At 64.0% G+C, this 23401-nt stretch carries 22 protein-coding genes; 7 read left to right on the top strand and 15 right to left on the bottom strand.

Annotation, left to right across the window (positions count from 1 at the left end; all coding sequences use genetic code 11):
• Positions 1-2 precede the first annotated feature (2 nt).
• The 3 genes from mnmE to hemJ all read right to left on the bottom strand — a co-directional run bounded on the left by mnmE (position 3) and on the right by hemJ (position 3154).
• Positions 3-1289 carry a tRNA uridine-5-carboxymethylaminomethyl(34) synthesis GTPase MnmE gene (gene mnmE / locus DC366_RS07860; RefSeq protein ID WP_108691636.1) on the bottom strand — a complete coding sequence of 429 codons (1287 nt, stop codon included), beginning with the start codon at positions 1287-1289 and terminating at the stop codon, positions 3-5.
• 27 nt (positions 1290-1316) lie between these two features.
• Positions 1317-2588: a transcription termination factor Rho gene (rho, locus tag DC366_RS07855; RefSeq protein WP_207768679.1), complete on the bottom strand. Its 1272-nt coding sequence runs from the start codon at positions 2586-2588 to the stop codon at positions 1317-1319.
• Between the two features lie 116 nt (positions 2589-2704).
• A complete protein-coding gene (gene hemJ / locus DC366_RS07850; RefSeq protein ID WP_108691635.1) occupies positions 2705-3154 on the bottom strand; it encodes a protoporphyrinogen oxidase HemJ in 450 nt (149 codons plus the stop codon).
• 414 nt (positions 3155-3568) lie between these two features.
• Between hemJ and DC366_RS07845 the strand changes: the two genes are divergently transcribed.
• Genes DC366_RS07845 through dnaQ form a run of 4 tightly spaced genes read left to right on the top strand, consistent with a single transcriptional unit; the run spans position 3569 to position 6273 of the window.
• On the top strand, positions 3569-4168 hold the full coding sequence (locus tag DC366_RS07845; RefSeq protein WP_108691634.1) for a Maf family protein: 600 nt from the start codon (positions 3569-3571) through the stop codon (positions 4166-4168).
• Positions 4165-4998 (top strand): shikimate dehydrogenase, encoded by an 834-nt coding sequence (locus tag DC366_RS07840; protein WP_108691633.1) that lies wholly within the window; start codon positions 4165-4167, stop codon positions 4996-4998. Before DC366_RS07845 ends, DC366_RS07840 begins: the two co-directional genes overlap by 4 nt.
• A complete protein-coding gene (gene coaE, locus DC366_RS07835; RefSeq protein ID WP_108691632.1) occupies positions 4995-5588 on the top strand; it encodes a dephospho-CoA kinase in 594 nt (197 codons plus the stop codon). The genes DC366_RS07840 and coaE overlap by 4 nt, the downstream gene beginning before the upstream one ends.
• The gene (gene dnaQ, locus DC366_RS07830) at positions 5581-6273 is read left to right on the top strand and encodes a DNA polymerase III subunit epsilon (protein ID WP_108691631.1); all 693 of its coding nucleotides are present in this window, start codon (positions 5581-5583) and stop codon (positions 6271-6273) included. Before coaE ends, dnaQ begins: the two co-directional genes overlap by 8 nt.
• Positions 6274-6318: 45 nt before the next feature.
• Here dnaQ and secB read toward each other — a convergent pair whose 3' ends face one another.
• Together secB and DC366_RS07820 are read right to left on the bottom strand one after the other, a co-directional pair.
• Positions 6319-6822, bottom strand: coding sequence for a protein-export chaperone SecB (secB, locus tag DC366_RS07825; RefSeq protein ID WP_108691731.1), 504 nt, complete (start codon positions 6820-6822; stop codon positions 6319-6321).
• Positions 6823-6879: 57 nt separating this feature from the next.
• The gene (locus tag DC366_RS07820; RefSeq protein WP_108691730.1) at positions 6880-7359 is read right to left on the bottom strand and encodes an FxsA family protein; all 480 of its coding nucleotides are present in this window, start codon (positions 7357-7359) and stop codon (positions 6880-6882) included.
• Positions 7360-7470: 111 nt separating this feature from the next.
• Here DC366_RS07820 and DC366_RS07815 point away from each other — a divergent pair, with 111 nt between their 5' ends.
• From DC366_RS07815 to DC366_RS07805, 3 genes are read left to right on the top strand one after another with little or no spacing between them, the layout of a single operon-like run.
• Positions 7471-8127, top strand: a complete 657-nt coding sequence (locus DC366_RS07815; RefSeq protein ID WP_108691630.1) for a Tim44/TimA family putative adaptor protein — start codon at positions 7471-7473, stop codon at positions 8125-8127.
• The gene (mltA, locus tag DC366_RS07810; RefSeq protein WP_108691629.1) at positions 8124-9161 is read left to right on the top strand and encodes a murein transglycosylase A; all 1038 of its coding nucleotides are present in this window, start codon (positions 8124-8126) and stop codon (positions 9159-9161) included. The genes DC366_RS07815 and mltA overlap by 4 nt, the downstream gene beginning before the upstream one ends.
• On the top strand, positions 9158-9757 hold the full coding sequence (locus DC366_RS07805; protein ID WP_108691628.1) for a Smr/MutS family protein: 600 nt from the start codon (positions 9158-9160) through the stop codon (positions 9755-9757). The genes mltA and DC366_RS07805 overlap by 4 nt, the downstream gene beginning before the upstream one ends.
• On the opposite strand, the gene DC366_RS07800 is transcribed toward DC366_RS07805, so the two are convergent.
• The 10 genes from DC366_RS07800 to DC366_RS07755 all read right to left on the bottom strand — a co-directional run bounded on the left by DC366_RS07800 (position 9740) and on the right by DC366_RS07755 (position 23378).
• Positions 9740-10963 carry an MFS transporter gene (locus DC366_RS07800; protein WP_108691627.1) on the bottom strand — a complete coding sequence of 408 codons (1224 nt, stop codon included), beginning with the start codon at positions 10961-10963 and terminating at the stop codon, positions 9740-9742. The two genes, DC366_RS07805 and DC366_RS07800, sit on opposite strands and share 18 nt — an antisense overlap.
• A gap of 54 nt (positions 10964-11017) precedes the next feature.
• A complete protein-coding gene (gene hslU, locus DC366_RS07795) occupies positions 11018-12325 on the bottom strand; it encodes an ATP-dependent protease ATPase subunit HslU (protein ID WP_108691626.1) in 1308 nt (435 codons plus the stop codon).
• An 18-nt stretch (positions 12326-12343) separates the two neighbouring features.
• The gene (gene hslV / locus DC366_RS07790) at positions 12344-12901 is read right to left on the bottom strand and encodes an ATP-dependent protease subunit HslV (protein ID WP_108691625.1); all 558 of its coding nucleotides are present in this window, start codon (positions 12899-12901) and stop codon (positions 12344-12346) included.
• Between the two features lie 126 nt (positions 12902-13027).
• Positions 13028-13348, bottom strand: a complete 321-nt coding sequence (trxA, locus tag DC366_RS07785; protein ID WP_108691624.1) for a thioredoxin — start codon at positions 13346-13348, stop codon at positions 13028-13030.
• A 54-nt stretch (positions 13349-13402) separates the two neighbouring features.
• Positions 13403-16756, bottom strand: a complete 3354-nt coding sequence (gene addA / locus DC366_RS07780) for a double-strand break repair helicase AddA (RefSeq protein ID WP_207768672.1) — start codon at positions 16754-16756, stop codon at positions 13403-13405.
• Complete coding sequence (gene addB / locus DC366_RS07775) at positions 16756-19683, bottom strand: double-strand break repair protein AddB (protein WP_108691622.1); 2928 nt, start codon at positions 19681-19683, stop codon at positions 16756-16758. The genes addA and addB overlap by 1 nt, the downstream gene beginning before the upstream one ends.
• Entirely contained in the window at positions 19676-20368 is a 693-nt protein-coding gene (locus tag DC366_RS07770) for a nucleotidyltransferase family protein (RefSeq protein WP_108691621.1), read from the bottom strand. Before DC366_RS07770 ends, addB begins: the two co-directional genes overlap by 8 nt.
• Positions 20344-21354, bottom strand: coding sequence for an aminoglycoside phosphotransferase family protein (locus tag DC366_RS07765; RefSeq protein WP_108691620.1), 1011 nt, complete (start codon positions 21352-21354; stop codon positions 20344-20346). Before DC366_RS07765 ends, DC366_RS07770 begins: the two co-directional genes overlap by 25 nt.
• The gene (tsaE, locus tag DC366_RS07760) at positions 21347-21826 is read right to left on the bottom strand and encodes a tRNA (adenosine(37)-N6)-threonylcarbamoyltransferase complex ATPase subunit type 1 TsaE (RefSeq protein ID WP_108691619.1); all 480 of its coding nucleotides are present in this window, start codon (positions 21824-21826) and stop codon (positions 21347-21349) included. Before tsaE ends, DC366_RS07765 begins: the two co-directional genes overlap by 8 nt.
• Positions 21827-21866: 40 nt before the next feature.
• Positions 21867-23378 (bottom strand): PAS-domain containing protein, encoded by a 1512-nt coding sequence (locus DC366_RS07755; RefSeq protein WP_108691618.1) that lies wholly within the window; start codon positions 23376-23378, stop codon positions 21867-21869.
• Positions 23379-23401 lie beyond the last annotated feature (23 nt).

The raw sequence follows: 23401 nt of genomic DNA, 5'->3' as shown, positions 1-23401 counted from the left end.
CCTCACTTGCCAAGGCAAAAACTGGCGAAGATTTCGTCCAGGATGTTTTCGATATCCACTCGTCCTACCAGAGAATCAAGGGCACGAACAGCGCTGCGCAGCTCTTCGGCTGCAAGATCTGCCGCGACATCCCCTTGCAGAAGCAGTTCGCGCGCCGCGCTCAAGGACGCTCTGCCGCGCAGCATGGCATCGCGATGCCGCAGCCGCGTCGCAATGCCCGCCCCCGAAGCCCTCATCCGCAGGATTGAGCCAATTCGATCGACAAGGTCGGAAACACCCGCCCCTGTCCGCCCCGAGATACCGGGGTATTCGCCGCTTTGCACATCTGCCTTGGCCAGAAGCACGATATCATCCGGTTCGGGATCCAAGGGCGGCGCCTCGCCCGGACCGACAAGGAAAACCCGCAAATCCGCGTCAGCGGCGCGACTGCGAGCGCGCTCGACACCGATGATTTCGACCGTGTCCGAGGTCTCGCGCAAACCGGCCGTATCAAGAAGCGTCACGGCAAGACCGCTCAGGTCCATGCGCACCTCGATCACATCGCGTGTCGTTCCGGCGACATCGGAAATGATCGCCGCTTCGCGCCCGGCAAGGCTGTTCAGCAGCGTGGATTTTCCGACGTTAGGCGCGCCGACAATCGCCACCTCGAAACCTGACCTTATCCGCTCGGCCACGGTGACGCCGGCAATTTCCCGATCAAGCGCATCAATCACCTTACCCATCAGGGCATTGACCTCGGGCGAGACGTCGACGGGAACCTCTTCATCGGCAAAATCAATCGTGGCCTCGATCAGTGCGGCCGCGCGAATCAAATCCTGTCGCCATTGGTCCGCCCGCCGCCCCAGATCACCGGACAGGACGCGAAATGCCTGAGCGCGCTGCGCTTCGGTTTCCGCATCTATGAGATCCGCGAGCCCCTCGATCTGCGCGACATCCAGACATCCGTTTTCAAGCGCGCGCCGCGTGAATTCGCCCGGTTCAGCAAGCCTTAGGTTTGGCATCCCCGCCAGCGTATCCATGACCGCCGAGACAACCGCAACGCTGCCATGCACTTGTAATTCAACGCTTTCCTCGCCGGTAAAACTCGCGCCATGGGCGAAGGTCAGAACAAGCGCCTGATCCAGAATAAGCCCATCCGGATCGCGCAGGATTCGAAGCGACGCCACGCGTCGCGGCGGGACGTCGCCGCACAAGGCACGGCAAGCATCAAAAGCGTTCGCGCCGGAAATACGCAGCACCGACACGCCCGCCTTGCCCTGCGCCGAGGACATCGCAAAGATCGTCTCCACGGGTCGCGCTCCTTTGGGAACACCCGGTCAGGTGTTCATGGAATCGAAGAACTCCGCATTTGTCTTGGTTTGCTTGAGCTTAGAGATCAAGAATTCCACCGCGTCTGTCGTCCCCATCGGGTTCAGAATGCGGCGCAGGACAAATGTCTTTTGCAGGTCCAGCTTGTCAACCAACAGCTCTTCCTTGCGGGTGCCGGATTTGAGGATATCGATCGCCGGGAAGACACGCTTGTCCGCAATCTTGCGGTCAAGAACCAGCTCGGAGTTGCCGGTACCTTTGAATTCCTCGAAAATCACCTCGTCCATACGGCTGCCGGTATCGATCAGCGCGGTCGAGATGATCGTCAGCGAGCCGCCCTCCTCGATATTTCGCGCCGCACCAAAGAATCGCTTCGGACGCTGGAGCGCGTTTGCATCGACGCCACCCGTCAGAACCTTACCCGAAGATGGGACAACCGTATTGTACGCCCTACCAAGTCTGGTGATAGAATCGAGCAAGATCACAACATCTCGTTTATGCTCGACCAGACGCTTGGCTTTTTCGATGACCATTTCACTCACCGCCACATGGCGCGTCGCGGGCTCATCGAAGGTCGAGCTGACGACCTCGCCCTTGACCGAGCGCTGCATGTCCGTCACCTCTTCGGGGCGCTCGTCGATCAGAAGCACGATCAGATAGCATTCCGGGTGGTTCCGCTCGATGCTGGCCGCAATATTCTGCAGGATCACCGTCTTGCCGGTGCGCGGCGGCGCCACGATCAGCGAACGCTGGCCCTTGCCGATCGGGGCGACCAGATCGATGATACGCGCGGAGCGGTCCTTGATCGTCGGATCGTCGATTTCCAGCGTCAGACGCTCGTCAGGATAAAGCGGCGTCAGGTTGTCGAACGCAATCTTGTGACGCGCCTTTTCCGGCGCTTCAAAGTTGATCTGCTCGACGCTGGTCAGGGCAAAATACCGCTCGGTATCGTCCGGCTGCTTCATCTCGCCTTCGATCGTGTCGCCGGTGCGAAGCGAAAAACGGCGGATCATGTCGGGCGAGACATAGATGTCATCGGGGCCCGGCAGATAGTTCGCCTCGGGCGAGCGCAGGAAACCGAATCCGTCCTGAAGAACCTCCAGAACGCCGTCACCAAACACGTTCCATCCGTCCTCCGCCCGCTCCTTGAGGATCGAGAACATCATCTCGCCCTTGCGCATGGTCGAGGCATTCTCGATCTCAAGCTCTTCGGCCATGGCCAGAAGGTCCTTGGCGGTATGCGCCTTGAGATCGGACAGGTTCAAACGGTCATCGGACATCATCGGCCTCACACGCGCATCGGGGCGCGAACAAATTTTGGTCATCAGGGAAATACGCACCCCGGACGGAGGCGTTTCATGGTGAATACCGCCGCTTGGCCTATGTGTCAATCAGCCTAGAATTTCAGGACGACGGAAAAGACGATCAGGATCAGCAGAACGGTCGGCACCTCGTTCATCAAGCGAAACTGTCGGCCGGTAACGTCAGAGGTGCCTTGTGCCAGGGCCTTCCGCTTCGCCGCCAGCCATTGATGAAACACCGTCATCGAAATGACGCCTACCGTCTTGGTCCATGGCCAGACCGACGACCAATCGACGACGCCGGGCGTCAACACCAGCGCAAGGCCGAACACCCAGGTCGCAATCATCGCCGGATTCATGATCGCCCGCAAAAGGCGGCGTTCCATCACCTGGAAAATCTCGTCGCGGCTATCCCCTCGCGTGGCAACTTCGGCGTGATAGACAAACAGACGCGGCAGATAGAACAGGCCCGCCATCCACGCAATCACCGACACGATGTGCAGGGCCTTGGTCCAAAGGTACATCTCGGAAAGGAACGTGCTCATCGGGTATCTCCGCCGGATCGCTCTTTCTAATAATAGAAAGAAATATAGAAAAGGATGATGATTAAGAAGGGATCACGTTTTCTGTGGATTAACGATTTGTTCACAGATCGGCACACAGTCAGGCAAGTTGAGGACAAGATGCGCATATCTCTAACGTGCTATGTCGCATCATACTCATAAACTATTGATTATATTATATATTTACCAGAACACTTCATCATCGTCTTAGTCCACACCCATGGGATAACACTACGCTACCCTGATTCCTACCGGCTCGGATTCCATACATTCCACATTGGGATTTCGCCGGTGAGCCGTGGTGGGATGGCCGGATAATCCCCGGCCCCATGGCGTCTGCGGCCGATTGGGGATAATTTGGCCGCATCCTCGGCGATTTGCACATGGGTTCTCCACATGACTGTCCGCATCATCCTGGCGTCAACATCGCAGATCCGTCAAAGCCTGCTGCGGAGCGCGTGCGTGCCGTTCGACGCCATCGCCCCGCAAGTGGATGAGCAGGCCGTGAAATCCGCCCTGCTGTCCGAAGGCGCGGCGCCGCGCGACATCGCCGATGCCTTGGCCGAGATGAAGGCCCGCAAGATTAGCCAGCGGTGCGGGGACGCATTGGTCATCGGATGCGATCAGGTGCTGGCGCTTGAGGGCCGTCTGCTGTCAAAGCCCGCCACGATGGACGACGCGGCGACCCAGCTGACGCAGATGCGCGGCAAGGCGCATCACCTGATATCCGCCGCCGTCATCTGCGAGAATGGCGCGCCAGTTTGGCGCCACGCAGGTGTTGTAAAGATGCAGATGCGTGATGTATCCGATACCTATATCAACCAATACGTGGCGCGGAACTGGACCAGCATCCGTCATTCGGTCGGCGCCTACAAACTGGAGGAGGAAGGCGTGCGGCTGTTCGAGCGTATCACCGGGGATCATTTCCATGTTCTCGGTCTTCCCTTGTTGGAAGTGCTGGGTTTTCTGACAACGCGCGGAGCGCTTGAGGCATGAGTGATCACACCATCCCGCTGGCCGGCGTCATCGGCACACCCATCGCCCATTCCCGCTCGCCGCAGATTCATCGCCATTGGCTGACCACGATGGGGCTGAAGGGATATTACATTCCGATGAATGTCAGCGCCGACAACCTTGGCGCGGTGCTGCGCACCTTGCCAAAGGCAGGGTTCGTGGGGGTCAACATCACCATCCCGCACAAGGAAAAGGTGCTGGATCTGGCCGATCTGGTCACGGATCGAGCGACCCTGATCGGCGCCGCCAACACCCTGATATTCCGCAAGGATGGCAAGATTCACGCGGACAATACAGACGGCTATGGCTTTATCAAGAACCTGCAATCGGCGCCCCATGGATGGCAGGCCAGCGCCGGACCGGCCGCGGTGCTCGGTGCAGGTGGCGCCTCGCGCGCGGTGATTGCGGCGCTGCTGGATGCCGGCGTTCCGGAAATCCTGCTGTCGAACCGCACGCGCGTGCGGGCCGACGCGCTGGCGCAGGAATTCGGCAAGCGGCTGCGGGTGTTCGACTGGGTTCAGGCGGGGAACATGATGGAATATGCAGCAACGGTGGTGAATACCACGTCGCTGGGAATGGTCGGAAATCAGCCGCTGCGCGTGCCGCTGGACGGGCTGCAAAAAGGGGCCGTCGTGACCGACATCGTCTATGCCCCGCTGCGCACGAAGCTGCTCGAGGTCGCGGACCAGATGGGATGTCATACCGTCGACGGCCTTGGAATGCTGCTCCATCAGGCGGTTCCGGGGTTCGAGCGCTGGTTCGGCCAGCGTCCGGAAGTGGACAGCGCCACACGGGCCGCCGCGCTCAGATGACGTACCGGCTGGGCCTGACAGGGTCGATCGGGTTGGGGAAATCCACGACCGCGCGCATGTTTGCCGACCTCGGCTGTGCGGTATGGGATGCGGATGCGGCCGTGCACCGCCTTTACGACACGGGCGGCGCAGCTGTCGCGCCGATTGGCGCCGCGTTTCCCGGTGCTGTCGAAAACGGCGCCGTATCGCGCGCGCGGCTCAAGACGATCATCGCCGCGGATGATACCGCCCTCGCCCGTATCGAGCGGATCGTTCACCCGCTGGTCGCGGCCGACCGGCGCGCATTTCTGGCTGAAACAGAGACTGATATTGCCGTTCTCGACATTCCCTTGCTGTTCGAAAACGGCTATGAGACCGAGATGGACGGCACCGTCTGCGTGACCGCCCCGCCCGAGGTGCAGCACGCCCGCGTTCTTGCCCGCGGCACCATGACCGACGCGCAACTGAACGCCATCCTGGCCAAGCAGATGCCCGACGCCGAAAAGCGCAAGCGTGCGACATGGGTCATCACGACCCAAACGGTTGAAGATACGCGCGCGCAGGTGCAGGCTGTCGTCGACGCGATACGAAAAGGAAGCGACCATGCGTGAGATCGTGTTGGACACCGAAACCACCGGATTCGAGCCTGAACAAGGGGATCGCATCGTCGAAATCGGCGCGGTCGAGCTTTACAACCACATGCCGACGGGTCGCACCTATCACCAATACATAAATCCGCAACGGGCCATGCCCGAAGACGCGTTCAAGGTGCATGGTCTTGGCGACGATTTTCTGCGCGACAAACCCCTTTTCGCCGATATCGCAGAGGCGTTTTTGTCTTTCATCGGCGATGCAAAGCTGGTGATCCACAACGCCGCATTTGATATGAAATTTCTCAACGCCGAGCTGAAATGGGTGAACCAGCGCCAATTGCCATGGGAGCAGGCCATCGACACGCTGGCCATCGCGCGCAAGAAATTTCCCGGCTCGCCGGCCTCGCTGGACGCGCTGTGCAGGCGGTTCAATATCGACAATGGCGCCAGAACGCTGCACGGCGCGCTGCTGGATTCCGAGATCCTGGCAGAGGTCTATCTGGAATTGATCGGCGGGCGCCAGCCGGACCTTGTCTTGGGCGCCGAACAGACCCGAAACAACCAGACAGAGACTGAAAGCACCTGGCGCCCCGTCCCGCGCCAGCGCCCCCTGCCCCCGCGACTGACGGAGGCCGAGGCCGCGGCGCATGAGGCGTTCGTGGCGACGCTGGGCGCCGCGGCGCTTTGGCGCAAATCAGGTTAAAGTGTTTCGCCTCTCGCTGATGGCTCAGGTTAAAGGCGAAACGCTTCAGGCGTCTGCGCGCTTGGCTTTTTCGGCCTGAAGACGGGCGATTTCCTGACGGTAAATTGCCACGAAATCGATATTCTCAAGGTTCAATGGCGGGAAACCACCATCGCGCGTGACGTCCGAGACGATGCGGCGGAAAAACGGGAACATCATGCGCGGGCATTCGATCATCAGGAAGGGATGCAGCTGATCCTCGGGCACACCTTCGATGTGGAAAACGCCGGCATATTCTAGCTCCAGCAGGAACAGATCCTCGTCGGTTCCCTTGTTTTTCGAGCTGATCTTGAGCTTGGCGATCACCTCATACTGATGCTCGACACTGCGCTTTTTCGGTTCAAGATGGACGTTGACGGTCACATCCGGCTGAACCTCGCCGCCTGCGCCGCGCTGGGCGAGGATGTTCTCGAACGACAGATCGCGCACGAACTGCGTGAGGGTTGTCATTTTTACCTGCGGCTGCTGCTCCTGCGCGCCGGTTTCTGCACCGTTTTCCTGCTCGGCCATCTTCATCTCCTCGTTAGGCGGAATAGGCGCATGATTTAGCAGGTTGGCAGCCGTGCCTCAATCCCTCGTCCAGCCCGAGGGAGGACGCGGCTCGTCGTCCGGCTGCACCTCGTGATAATCGCCCTCGATGGTTGTCGGCCCCTGGGTGCGCGGCCTGCCATGCGGCGCCGGACCGGGATCAAAGCCCTGCACGTGCACGCGTTTGCGCAGATACGAAAACGCCGCGCGCCGAATTGGCGGCGTCAGCAGCAGGAAACCCACGGCGTCAGTGAAAAAACCGGGCGTCAGCAGCAGCACACCGGCGATCAGGATCATCGCACCATGCGCCAGCGGTTCGGTCGGATCGGTCTGCTGCGAAAATGAGCCGCGAAGCTGTCCCAGCGCCAGCGCACCTTGCGCCCGCATCAGCCAAGTGCCCAGAATGGCGGTCAGAATCACGATCAGCAAGGTCGGCCAAAGCCCGATCGCGCCGCCCACCTGAATGAACAGGCCGATTTCGATCAACGGAACGATGATGAATGCCAGCAATAGCCACATGGCCTGCGTCTCCTTTGTTTTGCGGTGCGCCAAGGTGGACTTGGCGCGCCGTCACGCCTACATAAGGCCCACGATACGCGGTTTTCAACGCTTTGCCTGAATGAGGTGCCCATGAACTCGCCCGTTTTGCAGCTTTTGGTGCTTGCCGGCATCGCTGTTTTCCTGATCCTGCGCCTCCGGAGCGTGCTGGGAACCCGCGAGGGCCACGAGCCGACGCGCGAGGTTCAGGCCGCGCCGTCACCCCGCGCGCATAATCTCGAGGTCATCGAGGGCGGGCCGGACCACGATATCATCGACCACGTGCCGGAAAACAGCGATTCCGCCGCGGCCCTGGCCGACATGAAACGCGCCGAGCCGTCCTTTGGCGTGACCGAGTTTCTGGGCGGCGCGCGCGGTGCCTACGAGATGATCCTCATGGCGTTCGAGCGCGGCGATATCGACGACGTGCGCCCCTTCATGTCCGAAGACGTCTACAACTCCTTCGCCGAAGTCATCGCCATCCGCGAGGAAAAAGGTCTGACGGTCGAGAGCGAATTTATCGGCATCCGCGATCTGACCCTGTCCTCGGCCCGTTTCGACGCGGCGACCAGAACCGGCGAGATTACCGTCAGGTTCGTGGGCGAGCTGATTTCCGTCGTGCGCGGCCCGGACGGCGAGGTGATCGAAGGCGAGCCGGGCAAATCCAAGCGTCAGCGCGATGTCTGGACGTTCGAGCGTGTCATGGGCGCCGACGATCCCAACTGGCGGCTTGTCGCCACGGGCGAATGATCAGGGCGGTCTTTGTCGCGATACTTCTGGCGCTGCCATGGACGGGCTGCGCCAATGCGCTTGACGCGCGGTATGATATCCTCAGCTTCGATACGCTGGATGGCTGGGAAGAGGATGACCACGCCAAAGCGCTGCATGTCTTCTCGCAAACCTGCCAGGACATGAAGGACGTGGACTGGCGCGCCCTGTGCAAGCTGGCACAACAAAAACCCGGCGCGCGCGATTTCTTTGAGCTGTTTTTCAGGCCCGTTCTGATTTCCGAGGGCGCGCCAGCCCTTTTCACCGGCTATTTCGAGCCCGAGCTCAACGGATCCCTGCGCCGCGGCGGACGCTATCAATACCCGCTCTACCGCCAGCCGCCCGAAGCGCGGGAGGCCAACCCGTGGCTTACCCGCCGCGAGATCGAGACAGGCGACGAGATGAAGGATCGCGGGCTGGAGATTGCCTGGGTCGATGATCCGGTCGAGCTGTTCTTTCTTCAGATCCAGGGTTCGGGCCGGATCCGTCTGCCGGACGGCAGGATGATCCGCGTCGGCTATGGCGGCGCCAATGGGCATGAATACCGCTCGATCGGGGCCGAGCTGGTGCGGCGCGGCGTCTATGACCTGCATCAGGTCTCCGCGCAGGTCATTCGCAACTGGGTGCGCCGGAACCCCGAAGAAGGCGCCGAGTTGTTGATGCACAACCCGTCTTACGTGTTTTTCCGCCGGATCGATGATTTGGAGCCGTCGCTTGGCCCGCGCGGCGCGATGAACCGGTCGATCACGACGGGCCGCTCCATCGCGGTTGATCCGCAATTCGTGCCGCTGGGCGCGCCGGTCTGGATTGAAAAGGCAGGCGCCGCGCCCATTCACCGGCTGATGGTGGCGCAGGACACCGGATCGACGATCAAGGGCGCGCAGCGAGCGGACGTTTTCATGGGGACGGGCGACGATGCCGGCCGGGTGGCCGGAACCATGCGCGATGGCGGCCGTATGCTGGTGTTGATGCCGATTCAGCGCGCCTATGCCCTGGCGCCGGACGCGATGCAATGAGCCGAAAGCGGCATCTGAAGCCCGATGAGCTGGACCTGTGGCGACAGGTGGCCAAGACGGCAACGCCGCTGTCGCCCGCGCAGCCGCGCCCGAAATCCCCGCCGCAACTGCCTGAACGCCCGGCGCGGGCCGCCCCGTCCGCGCCCCCGCCGCCTGTCGCGCCTTTTTCTGTGGGTCAGAAGGCGGGCCGGCATGGGGCGGGCCACGATGTTCTACCGGGCCTTACGGATCGCATCGGCGCCCTGCCCGTCACCATGGACCGAAAGGCCTATGGCAAGCTGAAGCGCGGCAAGCTGGTGCCGGAGGCGCGGATCGATCTGCACGGCATGACGGTGGACCGTGCCCACGGGGCGCTGACCGGTTTCATCCTGCGCGCGCATGGGCAGGGCAAGCGGCTGGTTCTGGTCATCACCGGCAAGGGGCGGCGCAGCGACAGCGGCGGCCCGATTCCGGTCCGGCAGGGTGTGCTGCGCTACAACGTGCCCCATTGGTTGAGTATTCCGCCGCTTGCGGGAATGGTGATGCAGGTGACGAACGCCCATGCCCGCCACGGCGGCGGCGGTGCCTATTATGTCTATCTAAAGCGTCCGCGTTAGCAGCGGCGCGGCCTTTCGGATCCCGATCGCCATCAGGGCCGTCGCGAGAACGAAGTAGAGCGCGATCCACAAGAACTGCACCTCGATCCCGATCCCGATGTCGATCGCCAGACCCGAAACGCCCGGCCCGATGGCCGAGCCCAGAACCATCACCGCCGCCGCCATCGCCTTGATCGACCCGATATGACGCGTGCCATAGAATTCGGCCCAGAACGCGGATGGCAGCGTGTTGTTGAAGCCGGTGTTCAGCCCCAGAAACAGAAAGCCGACCAGCATTCCCCCCGGGCCTTGCGCCAGCGCGAATATCGCAAAGGCCGCGACCATCGGAAGCTGCATCCAGGGGATCAGGCGCGCGGTCCCGACCTTGTCGAGCGCCCAGCCGCTGAGCATCATCGCCGCGATGCTGACGGCGGTGTAGAAGGGAAACATCGCCACCAGCTCGACATGCGAGATCGCCTTGATGTCGGCGATATGCACCTGATGGAAAAAGAACGCGGTGTTGAACGCGGAAGGCCCCAGAAGCGCAGGGATCATGAGCCAGAACAGCCAATGGCGGAAGGTCTGGTTGCGCGTCCAGTGCCGCGCCTGCATCCCCAGGCTCTGATCGCTTTCGGCATGGCTTTGCGGTGTGCGCTCGCGGCGCAGCAGCAGCAGCAGCGCGGGCGCCCCGGCGATGGCGACGCCCGCCGCGATCCCCCACAGCACATGCCAGTCCATCACCAGCATCAGCGCAACGAACAGCAGCGGCAGAATCGCCTCGCCCAGCGAAAAGCCCAGCTTGGAAATCGACAGCGCCCGTCCCCGCCCGGCAATGAACCAGCGCGCCATGGCGACGACGGCGATATGACTGCTCATCCCCTGCCCGGTGAAGCGAAGCGCGAAGATGATGACGGGCAGCAGCCACCACACCGGGCTCAGCGCCATCGCTGCACAGGCCAGTCCCAGCAGGCACAGGATGACGGCGCCGATGCACCTGACGCGAAAGATGTCGGTCAGGCCGCCCGCCCAGACCATCAGGATCGCCGACGCGGCGGTGCCGGCCGAATAGATCGCGCCCCATTGCCCATGGCTCAGCCCGAATACCGCGCGGATTTCGCCCGCGAAGATCGAGATGAAAAAGGTCTGCCCGAAGCTGCTGAGAAAGGTCAGCAGGATCCCGGCGCTCAGCCAGCGGGCATTGCTGCGCAGAAAGACAAGCGTTTGCATCCCGCAGTGGTGGCGCGAAACACAGGCAATGAAAAGCGGCAATCGCCGCCCGCGTCAGAGCACGTAGCGGCTCAGATCCGTCGATTTCGCCAGCTCGCCCAGGTTCTTGTCAACGAAGGCCGCATCGACGGTCACGGTGGCGCCCGTCCGCTCGGGCGCGTCAAAGCTAAGCTCCTCGAACACGCGCTCCATCACCGTATAAAGGCGGCGCGCGCCGATATTTTCGACCGAGGCGTTCACCTCGGCCGCGATATGGGCCAGCGCCGCGATTCCCTCGTCGGTGAAGGTCACGGCCACCTCTTCGGTCTGCATCAAAGCGGTATACTGACGCGTCAGCGCGTTGTCCGTCTCGGTGAGGATGCGCACGAAATCCTCTTCGGTCAGCGCGCGCAGCTCGACCCGGATGGGCAAACGGCCCTGAAGCTCGGGCAGCAGATCCGACGGCTTTGCGATATGAAAAGCGCCCGATGCGATGAACAGGATATGGTCGGTTTTGACGGCGCCATACTTGGTGCTGACGCTGGTGCCCTCGATCAGCGGCAGCAGGTCGCGCTGCACGCCCTCGCGGCTGACCTCGCCGCCGCGCGCATCCTGGCGCGCGCAGACCTTGTCGATCTCGTCCAGAAAGACGATGCCATTCTGCTCGACCGCCTCCAGCGCGGCGCGGTTCACCGTCTCGTCGTCCAGCAGCTTGTCCGCCTCCTCGCCGATCAGGATGTCATAGCTTTCTGCAACGCTCATCTTGCGCTTCACGGTGCGCCCGCCGAACGCCTTGCCGAAGATATCGCCAAGGTTCATCATCCCCATCTGACCGCTGGGCTGGCCGGGAATGTCCATCATGCCCATCGGGTTGGAATTGTCGGCGATGTCCAGCTCGATGATGGTGTCGTCCAACTCGCCGGATTTCAGCTTCTTGCGGAACATCTCGCGCGTGCCCTCGCGGGCATCCTCGCCTGCGATGGCGGTGATGACGCGCTCTTCGGCGGCGGTGCGGGCGGCGGTCGCGACGTCCTCGCGCATCTGCTCGCGGATCATGGCGATGGCGCTGTCCATCAGATCGCGGATGATCTGCTCGACATCGCGGCCGACATAGCCGACCTCGGTGAATTTCGTCGCTTCGATCTTGATGAAGGGCGCGCGGGCCAGCTTGGCCAGACGGCGGCTGATCTCGGTCTTGCCCACGCCGGTGGGGCCGATCATCAGGATGTTCTTTGGGTAAACCTCGTCGCGCAGGTCATCGGACAATTGCTGCCGCCTCCAGCGGCTGCGCAGGGCGACGGCGACCGCGCGTTTCGCGTCCTTCTGACCGATGATGAAGCGATCCAGTTCGCTGACGATTTCGCGGGGGGTGAGATCAGTCATGGAAGTCCTTTCTGCGCCTTACTTGGCGATCGTCTCAACCGTCAGGTTGCCGTTGGTATAGACGCAAATATCGGCCGCGATCGCCATGGCGTCCCGTGCGATCTGTTCGGCGGACCGGTCCGATTCCATCATGCCGCGCGCCGCGGCCAGCGCGTAGTTGCCGCCCGATCCGATGGCGGTCACGTCATGTTCAGGCTCCAGCACATCGCCGGCGCCCGTGATTACATACAGCTCGGCGCCGTCGGTGACGATCAGCATCGCCTCCAGTTTCTGAAGATACTTGTCGGTCCGCCAATCCTTGGCCAGCTCCACGCAGGCGCGCTGCAACTGGCCCGGCGTCGCCTCCAGCTTGGTCTCCAGCCGCTCCAGCAGAGCGAATGCATCGGCGGTGGACCCGGCGAAGCCTGCCACGATGTCGATGCCGCCGGGGCTGAGGCGGCGCACCTTGCGGGCCGTGCCCTTGATGACCGTCTGGCCCAGGCTCACCTGTCCGTCACCGGCGATGACCACTTCGCCGCCCTTGCGCACGCCGATGATGGTGGTGCCGTGCCATCCCGGAAATTGCTCGCTTGCCATGTGTCGCTCCTGATATCTGTGCGATTCATATGTAAGCCGCGCCGCGCGACTGCAAGTTTTCTCCGCCGCGGCCCATGAAAAAGGGCGCCACATGGGGCGCCCTTGACCTGCGTTGCCGGTGTTGGATCAGATGGATTCTTCGATCCAGCTTTGCAGCGCCGCCTTGGGGGCCGCGCCCGAACGGTTCGAGACGACCTCGCCGTTCTTGAAGATGAACAGCGCCGGGATGCCGCGCACGCCCATCGCGACGGCGGAATTGGGGTTGCTGTCGACATCGACCTTCACAACCTTGACCTTGCCGTCCATCTCGTTCGACAGCTCTTCAAGGGCCGGTCCGATCTGCTTGCACGGGCCGCACCATTCGGCCCAGAAATCGACCACGACGGGAATATCGGAATTCTTGACTTCGGCGTCGAAGGTATCGTCGGTGACTGCTACGGTTGCCATGATCGTCTCCTGCGTTTGGGTTCTGAAGATACCTAAGTAGCGATGCCGCGAAGGTCAAGTTGCGCCGGCGCGGCGCAACGCCTCGGACACGAGGGCGCCGGGCAGGGGCATCAGCGTGGCATCGCGTGTCCACAGGATCGCGGTTTCGATGCTCTTGCCGGGATAGATCTGTTCTGCCATCGCCGCATAGGCGCCCATCTGGCGCAACAGGCCTTCGGGGCAGGCCTCCGGCCGATCCGGCACCACCATGTTCGATTTGAAGTCGACGATCAGAACCGTATCCCCGGTAATGATCAGCCGGTCGATGACGCCGTAAAGCCGCCCCAAGCCCGGTATGTCGCCGGTAATGCCGATTTCCGGCAGCGCCTCCGCGCCCCAAAGATGGGCAAGCTGGCCGTTGCGCAGAACCTGCGCCGCCTCCTCCAGCAGCGCGGCGATATCGACAGACGCGCCCGCATCTGCGCCCGCCGCAAGCGCGGCATCTGCGGCGCCGGGCCAGCGCTCCTCCGGCAGGGTCGGCAAGACCTCCAGCAAGGTATGGATCTGCCGTCCGCGCGCTTTGGCCGCGTCTTCGTCCTGTCCCGCATCGCCCGGCAGCGCCTTGGCCCCGCCCAGATCGGACGGGCTGAGCAGTGCCGTCTGATCGGGCGGCGGAGGTGCGGGTATGTCGAAAAACGGCTCTAACGCGAGCTTTTGCGCGCTTTCGGCGGGACCGGGCGCGCTCGCCGACGCGCCCCAGTCACCACGCTCCAGCCGCAATCCCTCGCCACCATCAAACCGGTGCGGCAAAGCTCCCAGGCGGGTCATCCCCGCCTCGACCTTTTCGAGCCAACTGTCGCCTCCATCGCCGGGATCCTTGGCGGCGGCCACGATCAGCCACTTTTCGGCCCGCGTCATGGCGACGTATAGCAGGCGGTCGCGCTCGGCCTCCTGCGCGGCTTTCATCGCGTCGACGATATCGGTCTGCGCCTGCGGCATCGCATCCGCGGGCATCTTCCAGAAGGGCGCGCCGCCGGTATTCAGGATCTGATCGCGGACATTGTTCTGCCGCTTGCCCGCCTCGGGCAGAATGACGACGGGCGCCTCCAGACCCTTGGAGCCATGCACCGTCATCACGCGGATCCGGTCACCCGCGCTGTCCATCTGACGCTTGATTTCCAGATCGTCGGTTTCCAGCCAGACGAGAAAACCGGTCAGGCTGTCCACCGCGCGCCGCTCATAGGCCAGCGCCTGCGACAAGAGCGCGTCAATGCCGTCCTCGGCCTCAGACCCCAGCCGGGCCAGCATGCGGCGGCGCCCGTCGTGACGGGTCAGGATCCGCTCGATCAGATCGTAGGGGCGCAAATATTCCGCGGTCTTGCGCAGATCGTTCAGCACCTCCATCGTTTCCGGAAACGCGTCCGCGAGATCGCGCAGCGTCTCCCACAGGTATTTCTTGCCGCGCCCCTGCGCCAGATCGTAAAGCTGCGCCTCGTCCCAGCCCAGCAGCGGCGAGCGCAGCGCGATCGCCAATGCCAGATCGTCCTCAGGCGTGGCTAGAAACGACAGCATCGCTGCCAGATCCTTGACCGCCAGTTCGCCCGCCACCTTCAGACGGTCGGCGCCGGCGATCGGCAGATTGCGAGCTTTGCAGGCGCGAATGATCTCGTGAAAAAGCGCGGCGCGTCTTTGCACGAGGATTAGGAAATCGCCCGCTTGAACGGGACGCATCCCGTCCTTGCCCGGAATGGCCGTGCCTGCCGCGATCATCTGCGCGATGGCATCCGCGATCTGCCGGGCCAGTACGACGTCGGGGTCGCTCTCGGCGCGCAGATCGACGGGCATGTGCCAGGGGGTGTCCTCGGGCTTGTCCGGCGCGGCGCCGCAGGGCCACAGATCGACGCGGCCCGGCATGTCCGGAGCGAATGGAATGTGGCTCTGTTCCGGGGAAAAACCGGACGCCTCATATTCGTTCAGCGTGGAATCGACCACGTCCAGAATGGCGCTGGACGATCTGAAGGAATGGGCCAGCCGCTGGGTTTGCAGCGGCGTTCCGGCGGCGTCCAGCCGGTCCGCGAACTCCTTTTGCATCCGGTCGAATTCGCGCGGATCGGCGCCCTGAAAGGAATAGATCGACTGTTTCTTGTCACCGACGACAAAGATCGTGCGCTGCACGTCCTGGCGCGCGCCCAGTCCGCTGGTGAATTCCTGCGCCAGCCGGTCGATGACCTGCCACTGGGCCGGGCTGGTGTCCTGCGCTTCGTCCACGAGGATGTGATCGATCCCGCCATCCAGCCGGAACAGCACCCATGCGGCCACGTCCGACCGCGTCAAGAGCGCCCGCGCGCGCAGGATGAGATCGTCAAAATCCAGCCAGCCGCGCAGCTGTTTTTCCTTGGCATATGCGGGCAGGAAAACTTGGGCAAAGTCGTGCAGCGCAACGCTGACCTGCAGCGCATCCAGCGCGATCCGCCGAGGACGGGCGGCTTCGACGCGGTGCATCCATGCCTCGATCAGGTCCATGCTGGCGCCAAGGGCGGCGCGCGTGTCCTTGGTGGGAAAGCGGGTGGAGACGGTATAGGGCGCGGCGGCGCCCTTGCCGAAGAGGAACACCTCCTCCAGCACAGGAAGCGATGAAAAATCGAGCGCAGAGATGCGCTTCAGCTTGGCTGCCGCTTTGACGTCGGTCGACTTGCCGACGCCGAGCGCAGTCACCAACTTGCCCAAAAGCTGTGTTTCGTGGCCATGAAACACCTCGGCCTCAACGCTGCGGCGCGTTGTGTCCGGCCGCAGGCCCAACGCCTTTGCCAGCCCCGCCTCGGTCCAGGTCTGCTCGAAAAGGGGCGCCTTGCTGACGATTTCCGAGGTCAGATCCTCCAGCGTCTCGCCGGAATGATGCCGCGCCAGGGCATAGAGCTTGGAGGCATGGGGGCCCGCGGCAAGCTGCTCGACAATCTCGGCGCGCAGCAGTTTGGCAGTGCGCTCCTCCATCTCGACGAACTGAGGACTGACGCCTGCCTCCAGCGGGAAGCGCCGCAGAAGGGAGGCGCAAAACGAGTGGATCGTCTGGATCTTCAGCCCGCCGGGCGCCTCGATCGCGCGGGCAAAGAGGCGTCTTGCGTCGCGCAGCGCCGTATCGCTCAGCGGGCCCTCGACGCCCAGATCGCCCAGCGCGGCGGTCAGTGTCTCGCGGTCCAGCATCGCCCAGGCGCCCAGCCGCTTGAACAGGCGGTTCTGCATCTCGCTGGCGGCGGCCTTGGTGTAGGTCAGGCACAGGATATGCTGCGGATCGACCCCGTCCAGCAGCAGCCGCGCGACGCGGTCGGTCAGCACGCGCGTCTTGCCCGATCCGGCATTGGCGCCCAGCCACGTGGACAGCCCCGGCCGGGCCGCCGCCATCTGGCGCAAGGTGGCCTCGTCGCGCTGCATCACGGCACCTCCTGCGCGGCCGGATCATCGGTGATGTCCCATTCGCCGAACCGCGAAAGCTGGTCGTAATCGCCCACCTCATCCTTGCGCTGGACCGCGCGGCGCGCGGTATAGCCCTGCCGTAGCTCGCGATAGGCGACGATCAGATCGCGCAGTCCTTGCCAGACCTGATCTGCGGGCTCTTCATCCAGCGGCGCGGGCACTTCGGCAGGGGTTCCGCCTAGCCCGATATAGACGGCGCGCGCCACGCGGCACGGGGCCAGATCGCCAAACCCGGCGCGCTCGGCTATCGCGGCCTCCAGCAAAAGCTGCTTGTCGAAATGGATCTGCTCTTTTCGGCTGGGCGGTTTGCCGGTCTTGTAGTCATAGATGTGCAGCCGCCCTTCGGCGTCGATATCAATCCGGTCCGCCTCGGCCACGAGCGTGAAGCCAAGATCGGCCATGACGGCGCGCCCGCGCACCTCGTAAGCGGTGGGCATCGCCAGCTCGCGCCGCGCGATTTCGGTCTCGATGAACCAATCGGCCACGCGCTCCAGCCGCGCCAGCCATAGTGCGCGCGCCTCGGCCCATGGCACCTCGCGCAACAGCACATCCTGCGCCAGCGTCATCAGCGCCTCGCGCGTCAGGTGCCGTGGATCCTCGGCGCTGTCCTTGATGAACCGCTCCAGCACTTCGTGCAGAACGATCCCGCGCAAGAGCGCATCTGGCGCCTGCATCAGCGGGTTGAGCGGGCGCAGGTGCAGCACGTGTTTGGCATAAACCGCATAGGGATCGCGGATCAGCCGCTTGATCTCGGTCACGGAAAGGCGGTCGGGCCGCACCTCCACCGGAGGGCGCGGCGACGGGCGGGGGGCCGGATCCACCGGCGCGACGTCCTCCAAAAGGGCCGCCTTGTCCAGCCATGTCCGGCCGCGGGCGCGCATCTGCTCCAGCGCGGTCTCGCCGCCCTCTGCAGGCAAGCCGTCCAGCAAGTTCTGCATCCGGTTGACCCAGCGCGACACGACGGTCTGACTGTCATCGGACCGCACGCTGCGGGTGATCCATACCTCGCCGGACAGCACCGCTTGCTGAAAATCATGGGCGGCAAGCCCGATGCGCCGTTCGGGAAGAAGCAGCCCGGCCTGATGGCGCAGCGCGCGGTTCAGCCACGGGTCGGGCGGCTGGGATTCCGGCCAGCTCCCCTCGTTCAGGCCGGCAAGGATCAGCATGTCGGCGCCCTGAACGCGCGCCTCCAGCGTGCCCCAGATCAGGATGCCGGAATGGGGCGCGGTGGCGCTGCGCACCTGCCCGGTGCGCAGGATGGCAGTGAACAGCGCAGTATAATCGGTTGCGGTCATGCTGCCGCCATGCGGCGCCTCGGCACGCAGCATGGCGCAGATGGCGCGCGCCTTCTCGCCCGCCTCCTTTTGCCACAGCTCGCTGAGCCCGTCGCCGTCGCTGCCCTGCGCAATCGCCTCGGCCGCGGTGATATGCATCTCGACACGCTCTTCCAGCGGGCGCGCGTCCGGCGCCTCCCTGGCCGTGATGGTCCCGGCAATCCATTTGGCCCACGCTTGCGCCTCTGGCGTGCCCTGTGCCTTGGCCCACGCGGTGATGTCATCGGCGCCCGGATAGGGCGGCCCGTTGCGGCGAAGATGCAGCTCCAGCTCGCGGGTCAGGCGCAGATGGGCGCCGCGCGCGCCGCCGGTGTGGGTCAGCGGATGCTTGAGCAATGTCAAAAGCGATTCGGCGGTCAGCGCCCCCAGCGAAAGCTCGGCGACGTGGCGCAGGAACCGCCCCGGCGGCGACAGGTGCAGCGGCATGCCGGCGCTGTCATCGGGAATGATCCCCCAGCGGTCAAGCGCGGCCGCGACGCGCCGCGTCAGCCCGCGATCGGGCGTGATCAGCGCGGCCGTCTGCCCGGTTTCGGCAGCAGCGCGCAGGCGCATCGCGATGCACAGCGCCTCGATCCGCTGCGATGGTGCCTCCAGCAGTGTCACGCCCTCCATCGCCGCGGGAATGTCCCGCAGGTTCGGCCCCTCCTCCAGCCATTGATCCGTGACCGGAGCGGGGCGCAGCGCAAGCGAAATCAGCCGGGCGCGCTCGGCGCTGGGCGGCGCGGCATCCGTCCAGCGCGCGATCCGCTCCAGCCCCAGCGCGGCGCGCAATACGTGATAGCGATATTGCGGGTGATCCTCGCTCAGCATGGGATCATCCAGCGCGCCCCAGACATGGTCCGGCATGTCGAAATCAAAGCCGGGCAGGACAACCGCCCCCTGCGGCAGCGCCGCGACCGCGCGCATCAGCAGTTGCGTCGTGCCGCGCGATCCGGTTGATCCGGCCACCAGCACGGGATGTCGCGGCGGCGCGTCCTGCCAGCGTTCGATCGTGCGCTGGATCACCTTGCGCTGCCGCGCCTCGGCGCCGGGCGCACCGCGCCCTTCGGTGAAGTGACGCACGATGTTCAGAAAGGTGCGGATACGCTCCCAATGACCGGACTGATCGCTGATATCCAGCCGGTCGATGATGTCGGCCGAAACGCCCTCGCCCTCCATCTCGTCCATGAGAACGGCAAGGCTGTCCGCCAGATCATACAGCGCGGTGCGCGGCGCAAGCCCCGGCTGTTGGTCGAGTAGAGACGAAATGAGCTGGATCAATTCCAACCGGCGGCGCAGGGGCGGCGCGGGCTGGGCGATATCCGCCATCCGCCAGTCGCGGCCCAGATCGGTGATCACCGAAATCCGGGGCAGCAATCGCGCACCCCCGCCGCGGAGCAGGGATTGGATGCGCCGCGCCATGCGCTGTGTGTTGACGATCAGATGCACGCGCCCCAACGCCTCGGGCGGGGCGCCCTCCACCCGGCGCAGCATGCCGTCCACCAGGGCGGCCGGAAAATCGACGCCCGGCGGCAGGCCAAAGACGCGGGGGCTGCCGGACGGCTCAAACATCGGGCGCGTCCAGCATGTCCTCGGCCAGCGAAATACCACCGGGATGGCCCACGTCGCACCATTTTCCGGGATAGATGCAACCATGCAGACGCCCCTTGGGCAGGAGCCTGTCCCAGACACTATTCAAGGAAAATGCGCCCTCCGGCATACCGTCCAGCGCGCTTGCCTTGATGATCTGGGCGCCCGAATAGATCAGCCCGCCACCGCGCGTCAGCGCCCCGTCCTCGGCCAGCGCGAAATCGCCCTTGCCGGCATGGCCGATCGCCTGCGCAGGGGGCAGGCACAGCAGGAGCGCGTCCATCGCATCCGGTCGCCACGCGGCCGAAAGCAGCGTCAGCGGATTGGGCCCGCGCCAGACGGCATCGGTGTTCAGCGTGTGAATGACGGACGATTGCAGCAACCCAAGCGCCGCGCGCAGGCCGCCGCCAGTGTCCAGAATGTCCGGGCTTTCCCGGCTGATGGCGACAGGGCGGCCCGCCAGATGCGAGGCGATCTGATCGGCCCTGTAATGCGCATTCACCACGACGCGCGATGCCTTCGCGCCCTCGGCAAGATCGAGGGCATGATCCAGCAGCGCCTTGCCCGCGACGGTGATCAACGGCTTGGGCCGGTTCGCGGTCAGCGCACCCATTCGCGTGCCGAAACCGGCCGCAAAGAGCATTACGGCGTCTGGAGTGTCTGACATCGGTTTTTCATCTCCTCCAGCAGCTGTCGTGTCGGCTCGGGAAGGGCGCCGCGGATGAGCGGTGCGGCATCCGCCAGCGCGGGATGATCCAGATCATGCATCAGATGCGCCCACACGCGCGGGATCAGATCAACGTAATGCGCCTTGCCGTCACGCATGCAAAGCCGTGCAAAGACGCCCAGAATGCGCAGGTTCCGCTGCGCGCCGAGCACGTGATAGGCGGCGTCGAACGCGGCACGGTCCTGCCCGGTGCGGTCCACGTAATACTCGATCATCCGCGCGGCGAGCGGCGCAGGCACGTCGCGCCGCGCGTCCTGCAACAGCGACACCAGGTCATAGGCACGGTGGCCGCTCATCGCATCCTGGAAATCCAACAGCCCGACGCGGGCGGGGCCGGCGCGGTCCGGCAGCCACAAAAGGTTTTCGGCGTGATAGTCGCGCTGGATCAGAACCTCGCCGGCTCCGACATGGGTGTCGATCGCCGCGCTCATCGCATCGCAGAATTGCGATGTCAGCGCCGGATCAGTCCGGCCCGCATACCACTCCAGCGCAAGGGCGGCCATCTGTGTCATCAGCGCGGTGTCGTAGGCCGCAAGACCGGCGGGGGGCTTGCGGCCGTGCAGGGTGATCAGCACATCCGTGGCGGTCTGGTACAGCGCGGGCTCGATCTGCGGGATTTTGGGGATGATGCGGGCAAACAGATCGTCGCCCAGATCCTCAATCAAGAGGAAGCCCCCGTCGATATCCTGCGCAAGAATGCGCGGCGCGCTCAGCCCGATACCGGACAGATAGTTCGCTATGGCGACGAAGGGGCGCACATCCTCTCCGCGCTCGCGTGGGGCATCCATCAATACGGCGGTCTCAGTGCCGCGATGGATGCGCAGGTAGCGCCGGTTTGACGCATCCCCCGCCAGCGGCGCGGCCTTGGCGCCCTTCCATTCCGTCCGGTCCAGAAAGGCCATGGCCAAGGCATCACGGTCAGTCATTCCAGACCTCCTTCAGTCGCGTGGACCATTGCGCATCCTGCCAGTCAAAGCTCAGCCGACGCGCCTCCGGATCGTCCAGCGCCGTCATGGTCACGTGCAGGGCGCCGGGCGGCACCAGATCGCCCAGCCTGTCCGGCCATTCAACCAGGCAGATCGCGCCGGAAAACGCGTCGACAAGGCCCAGCTCAAAAACTTCGTTGGTGTCGGTCAGGCGGTAAAGATCAGCGTGCCAGATCTCCGCCCGCGGGCTCGTGTAGGTCTGAACCAGTGTATATGTCGGCGAAGGGACATCTTCGGGCGCAATGAGAAGCGACTGGATAAGGCACCTCGCGAAATGGGTCTTCCCGGCGCCGATATCGCCGCTGAGCAGCAATGTGTCGCCCACCTGAAAGACCTTCGCCAGCCGCTGCGCAATGCGGCAGGTCCGGTCGGGGCCGGCCGAGACAAGGGTGTGCGTTTTCGCTGCGTTCATGGCGCGACACTACACACGCCGACAAGCTCTGCAACCGCGTTCAGCCTGCGGCGGCACGCGCAGGGATCGGCGGGGCCAAATGGCGCTGCCCGGACAAGGTCAGCATTCTGGCGCCGCCCGGCAACAGCTCGACCTTGCCGGTCAGACCGGCGCCATCCGCGATTTCGATCGGACCGCGTACGGCACCCTCTTGCGAGCGTGCGCGCAACGCGGCTTCGACATCGCGCCAACCGGCGGTTGAGGGCAGTGCCGCGGCGCATGCGCGCATCAGATCGGTCACGGTCATGTCGGCAAAGCAGGTATCGGGATCAATCCCCAGAAGACGCGTTGCGGCAGTATTGCAAAACGCCAGGACGTTGTCGGCCCCGATCACCATCACCGCGTCGGAAAGCCTGTCCAGCGCCGATTGCCGCATGTCGACCTGCGTTCGCGAGCGCCGCGCGGTCATCACGTCAGCCGAGATATCCTCGAACAGGAACGCGACGGCGCCGTCGGGATGCGGTCGGCCCGTCACGCGGTAAGTGACGTCGTTCGGAAGCGACCAGGTTTCTTCGTAAAGACCGCCCTCGGCGCTTTCGATCACGTCCCCGATCTGGCTGCGCCAGGAGGCATAGCTGCGCGGCTCGGGCATGACGCTCCGGTTTCGCAGATTGTCGAAGAACGCCATGAGATCGGGCCGCCCGCTGAGGAACTGGACGGGCAGGGATGTCAGATCCACCAGCGCGGGGTTGAACAGGGCCAGCTTGCGATTGCGGTCGAACACTGCAAGGCCGGTTGTCAGATACGCAAAGGTCTTGGTCAGCGTCTGCACGAAATCCTTCTGCATCGCTTCGGCGGTTACGATCTTGGTGATGTCGATTGCATGATGCAGCACCTCGCTGCGCCCGGCGGCGGAATGGGCCTCATACCAAGTTGCCCGCGTGCGGCCGACTTCGACGATGGAAAACCGGGTCACGCCGGTCTGGTCCGGTTCGGGCGCGTTGACGGCTTGGGATGCGGGATCGAATGCCGCCTCGCAGGCTGCATTTTTCCAGATGACCGCGCCGTCCGGGGATGTCTTCCATATCGGAATCGGCGCAGCCAAAAGCGCCTCCGCCGCCTCTTGCATGTGCGACCGGGCCAGCAGCATCTGATGCCTCTCGGCGGGGCAGCCGTGGGGCGCGTCGCGCAGGGTGATGCGCGTGCCGTGCTCTGTGCGCAGAAGCTGCAATTCGGCCGTGTCGCCGTCATCGACCGGGCGGGCGGTCAATGTCTTGTCCTTCTCCAGCTCGGTCAGTGTCAGGGGCAATCCGTCGAAGCGGTCCTCAAGCCAGCCGCGCAGGTCGGGCCAGCAAAGCGTGTCACCCTTCGCGGCGGGTACCGCGCCGGCATGATGATCGAACATCAGATCGTCCTGAAAGAGGTAGCTTGCCGTGTCATTTCCCGGCGGCACCGCAGCGCCCGCGCGGCGCGTGGAGGGCGCCCAGCGTCCGATCAGCCAAAGCACGCAAAACGATAGCGTCGCTGCCAGAACGGTAAGCTCAATCCACAGCATCCAAGATGTCACGGCCATGCGTCTGTCCCTTTTCGGTCCCT

Origin of the sequence: Pelagivirga sediminicola, from assembly GCF_003072125.1 — a bacterium.
Taxonomy (GTDB): domain Bacteria; phylum Pseudomonadota; class Alphaproteobacteria; order Rhodobacterales; family Rhodobacteraceae; genus Roseovarius; species Roseovarius sediminicola.
The sequence above is the reverse complement of the archived record's forward strand: the minus strand, read 5'-3'. Positions and strand labels throughout refer to the sequence as shown.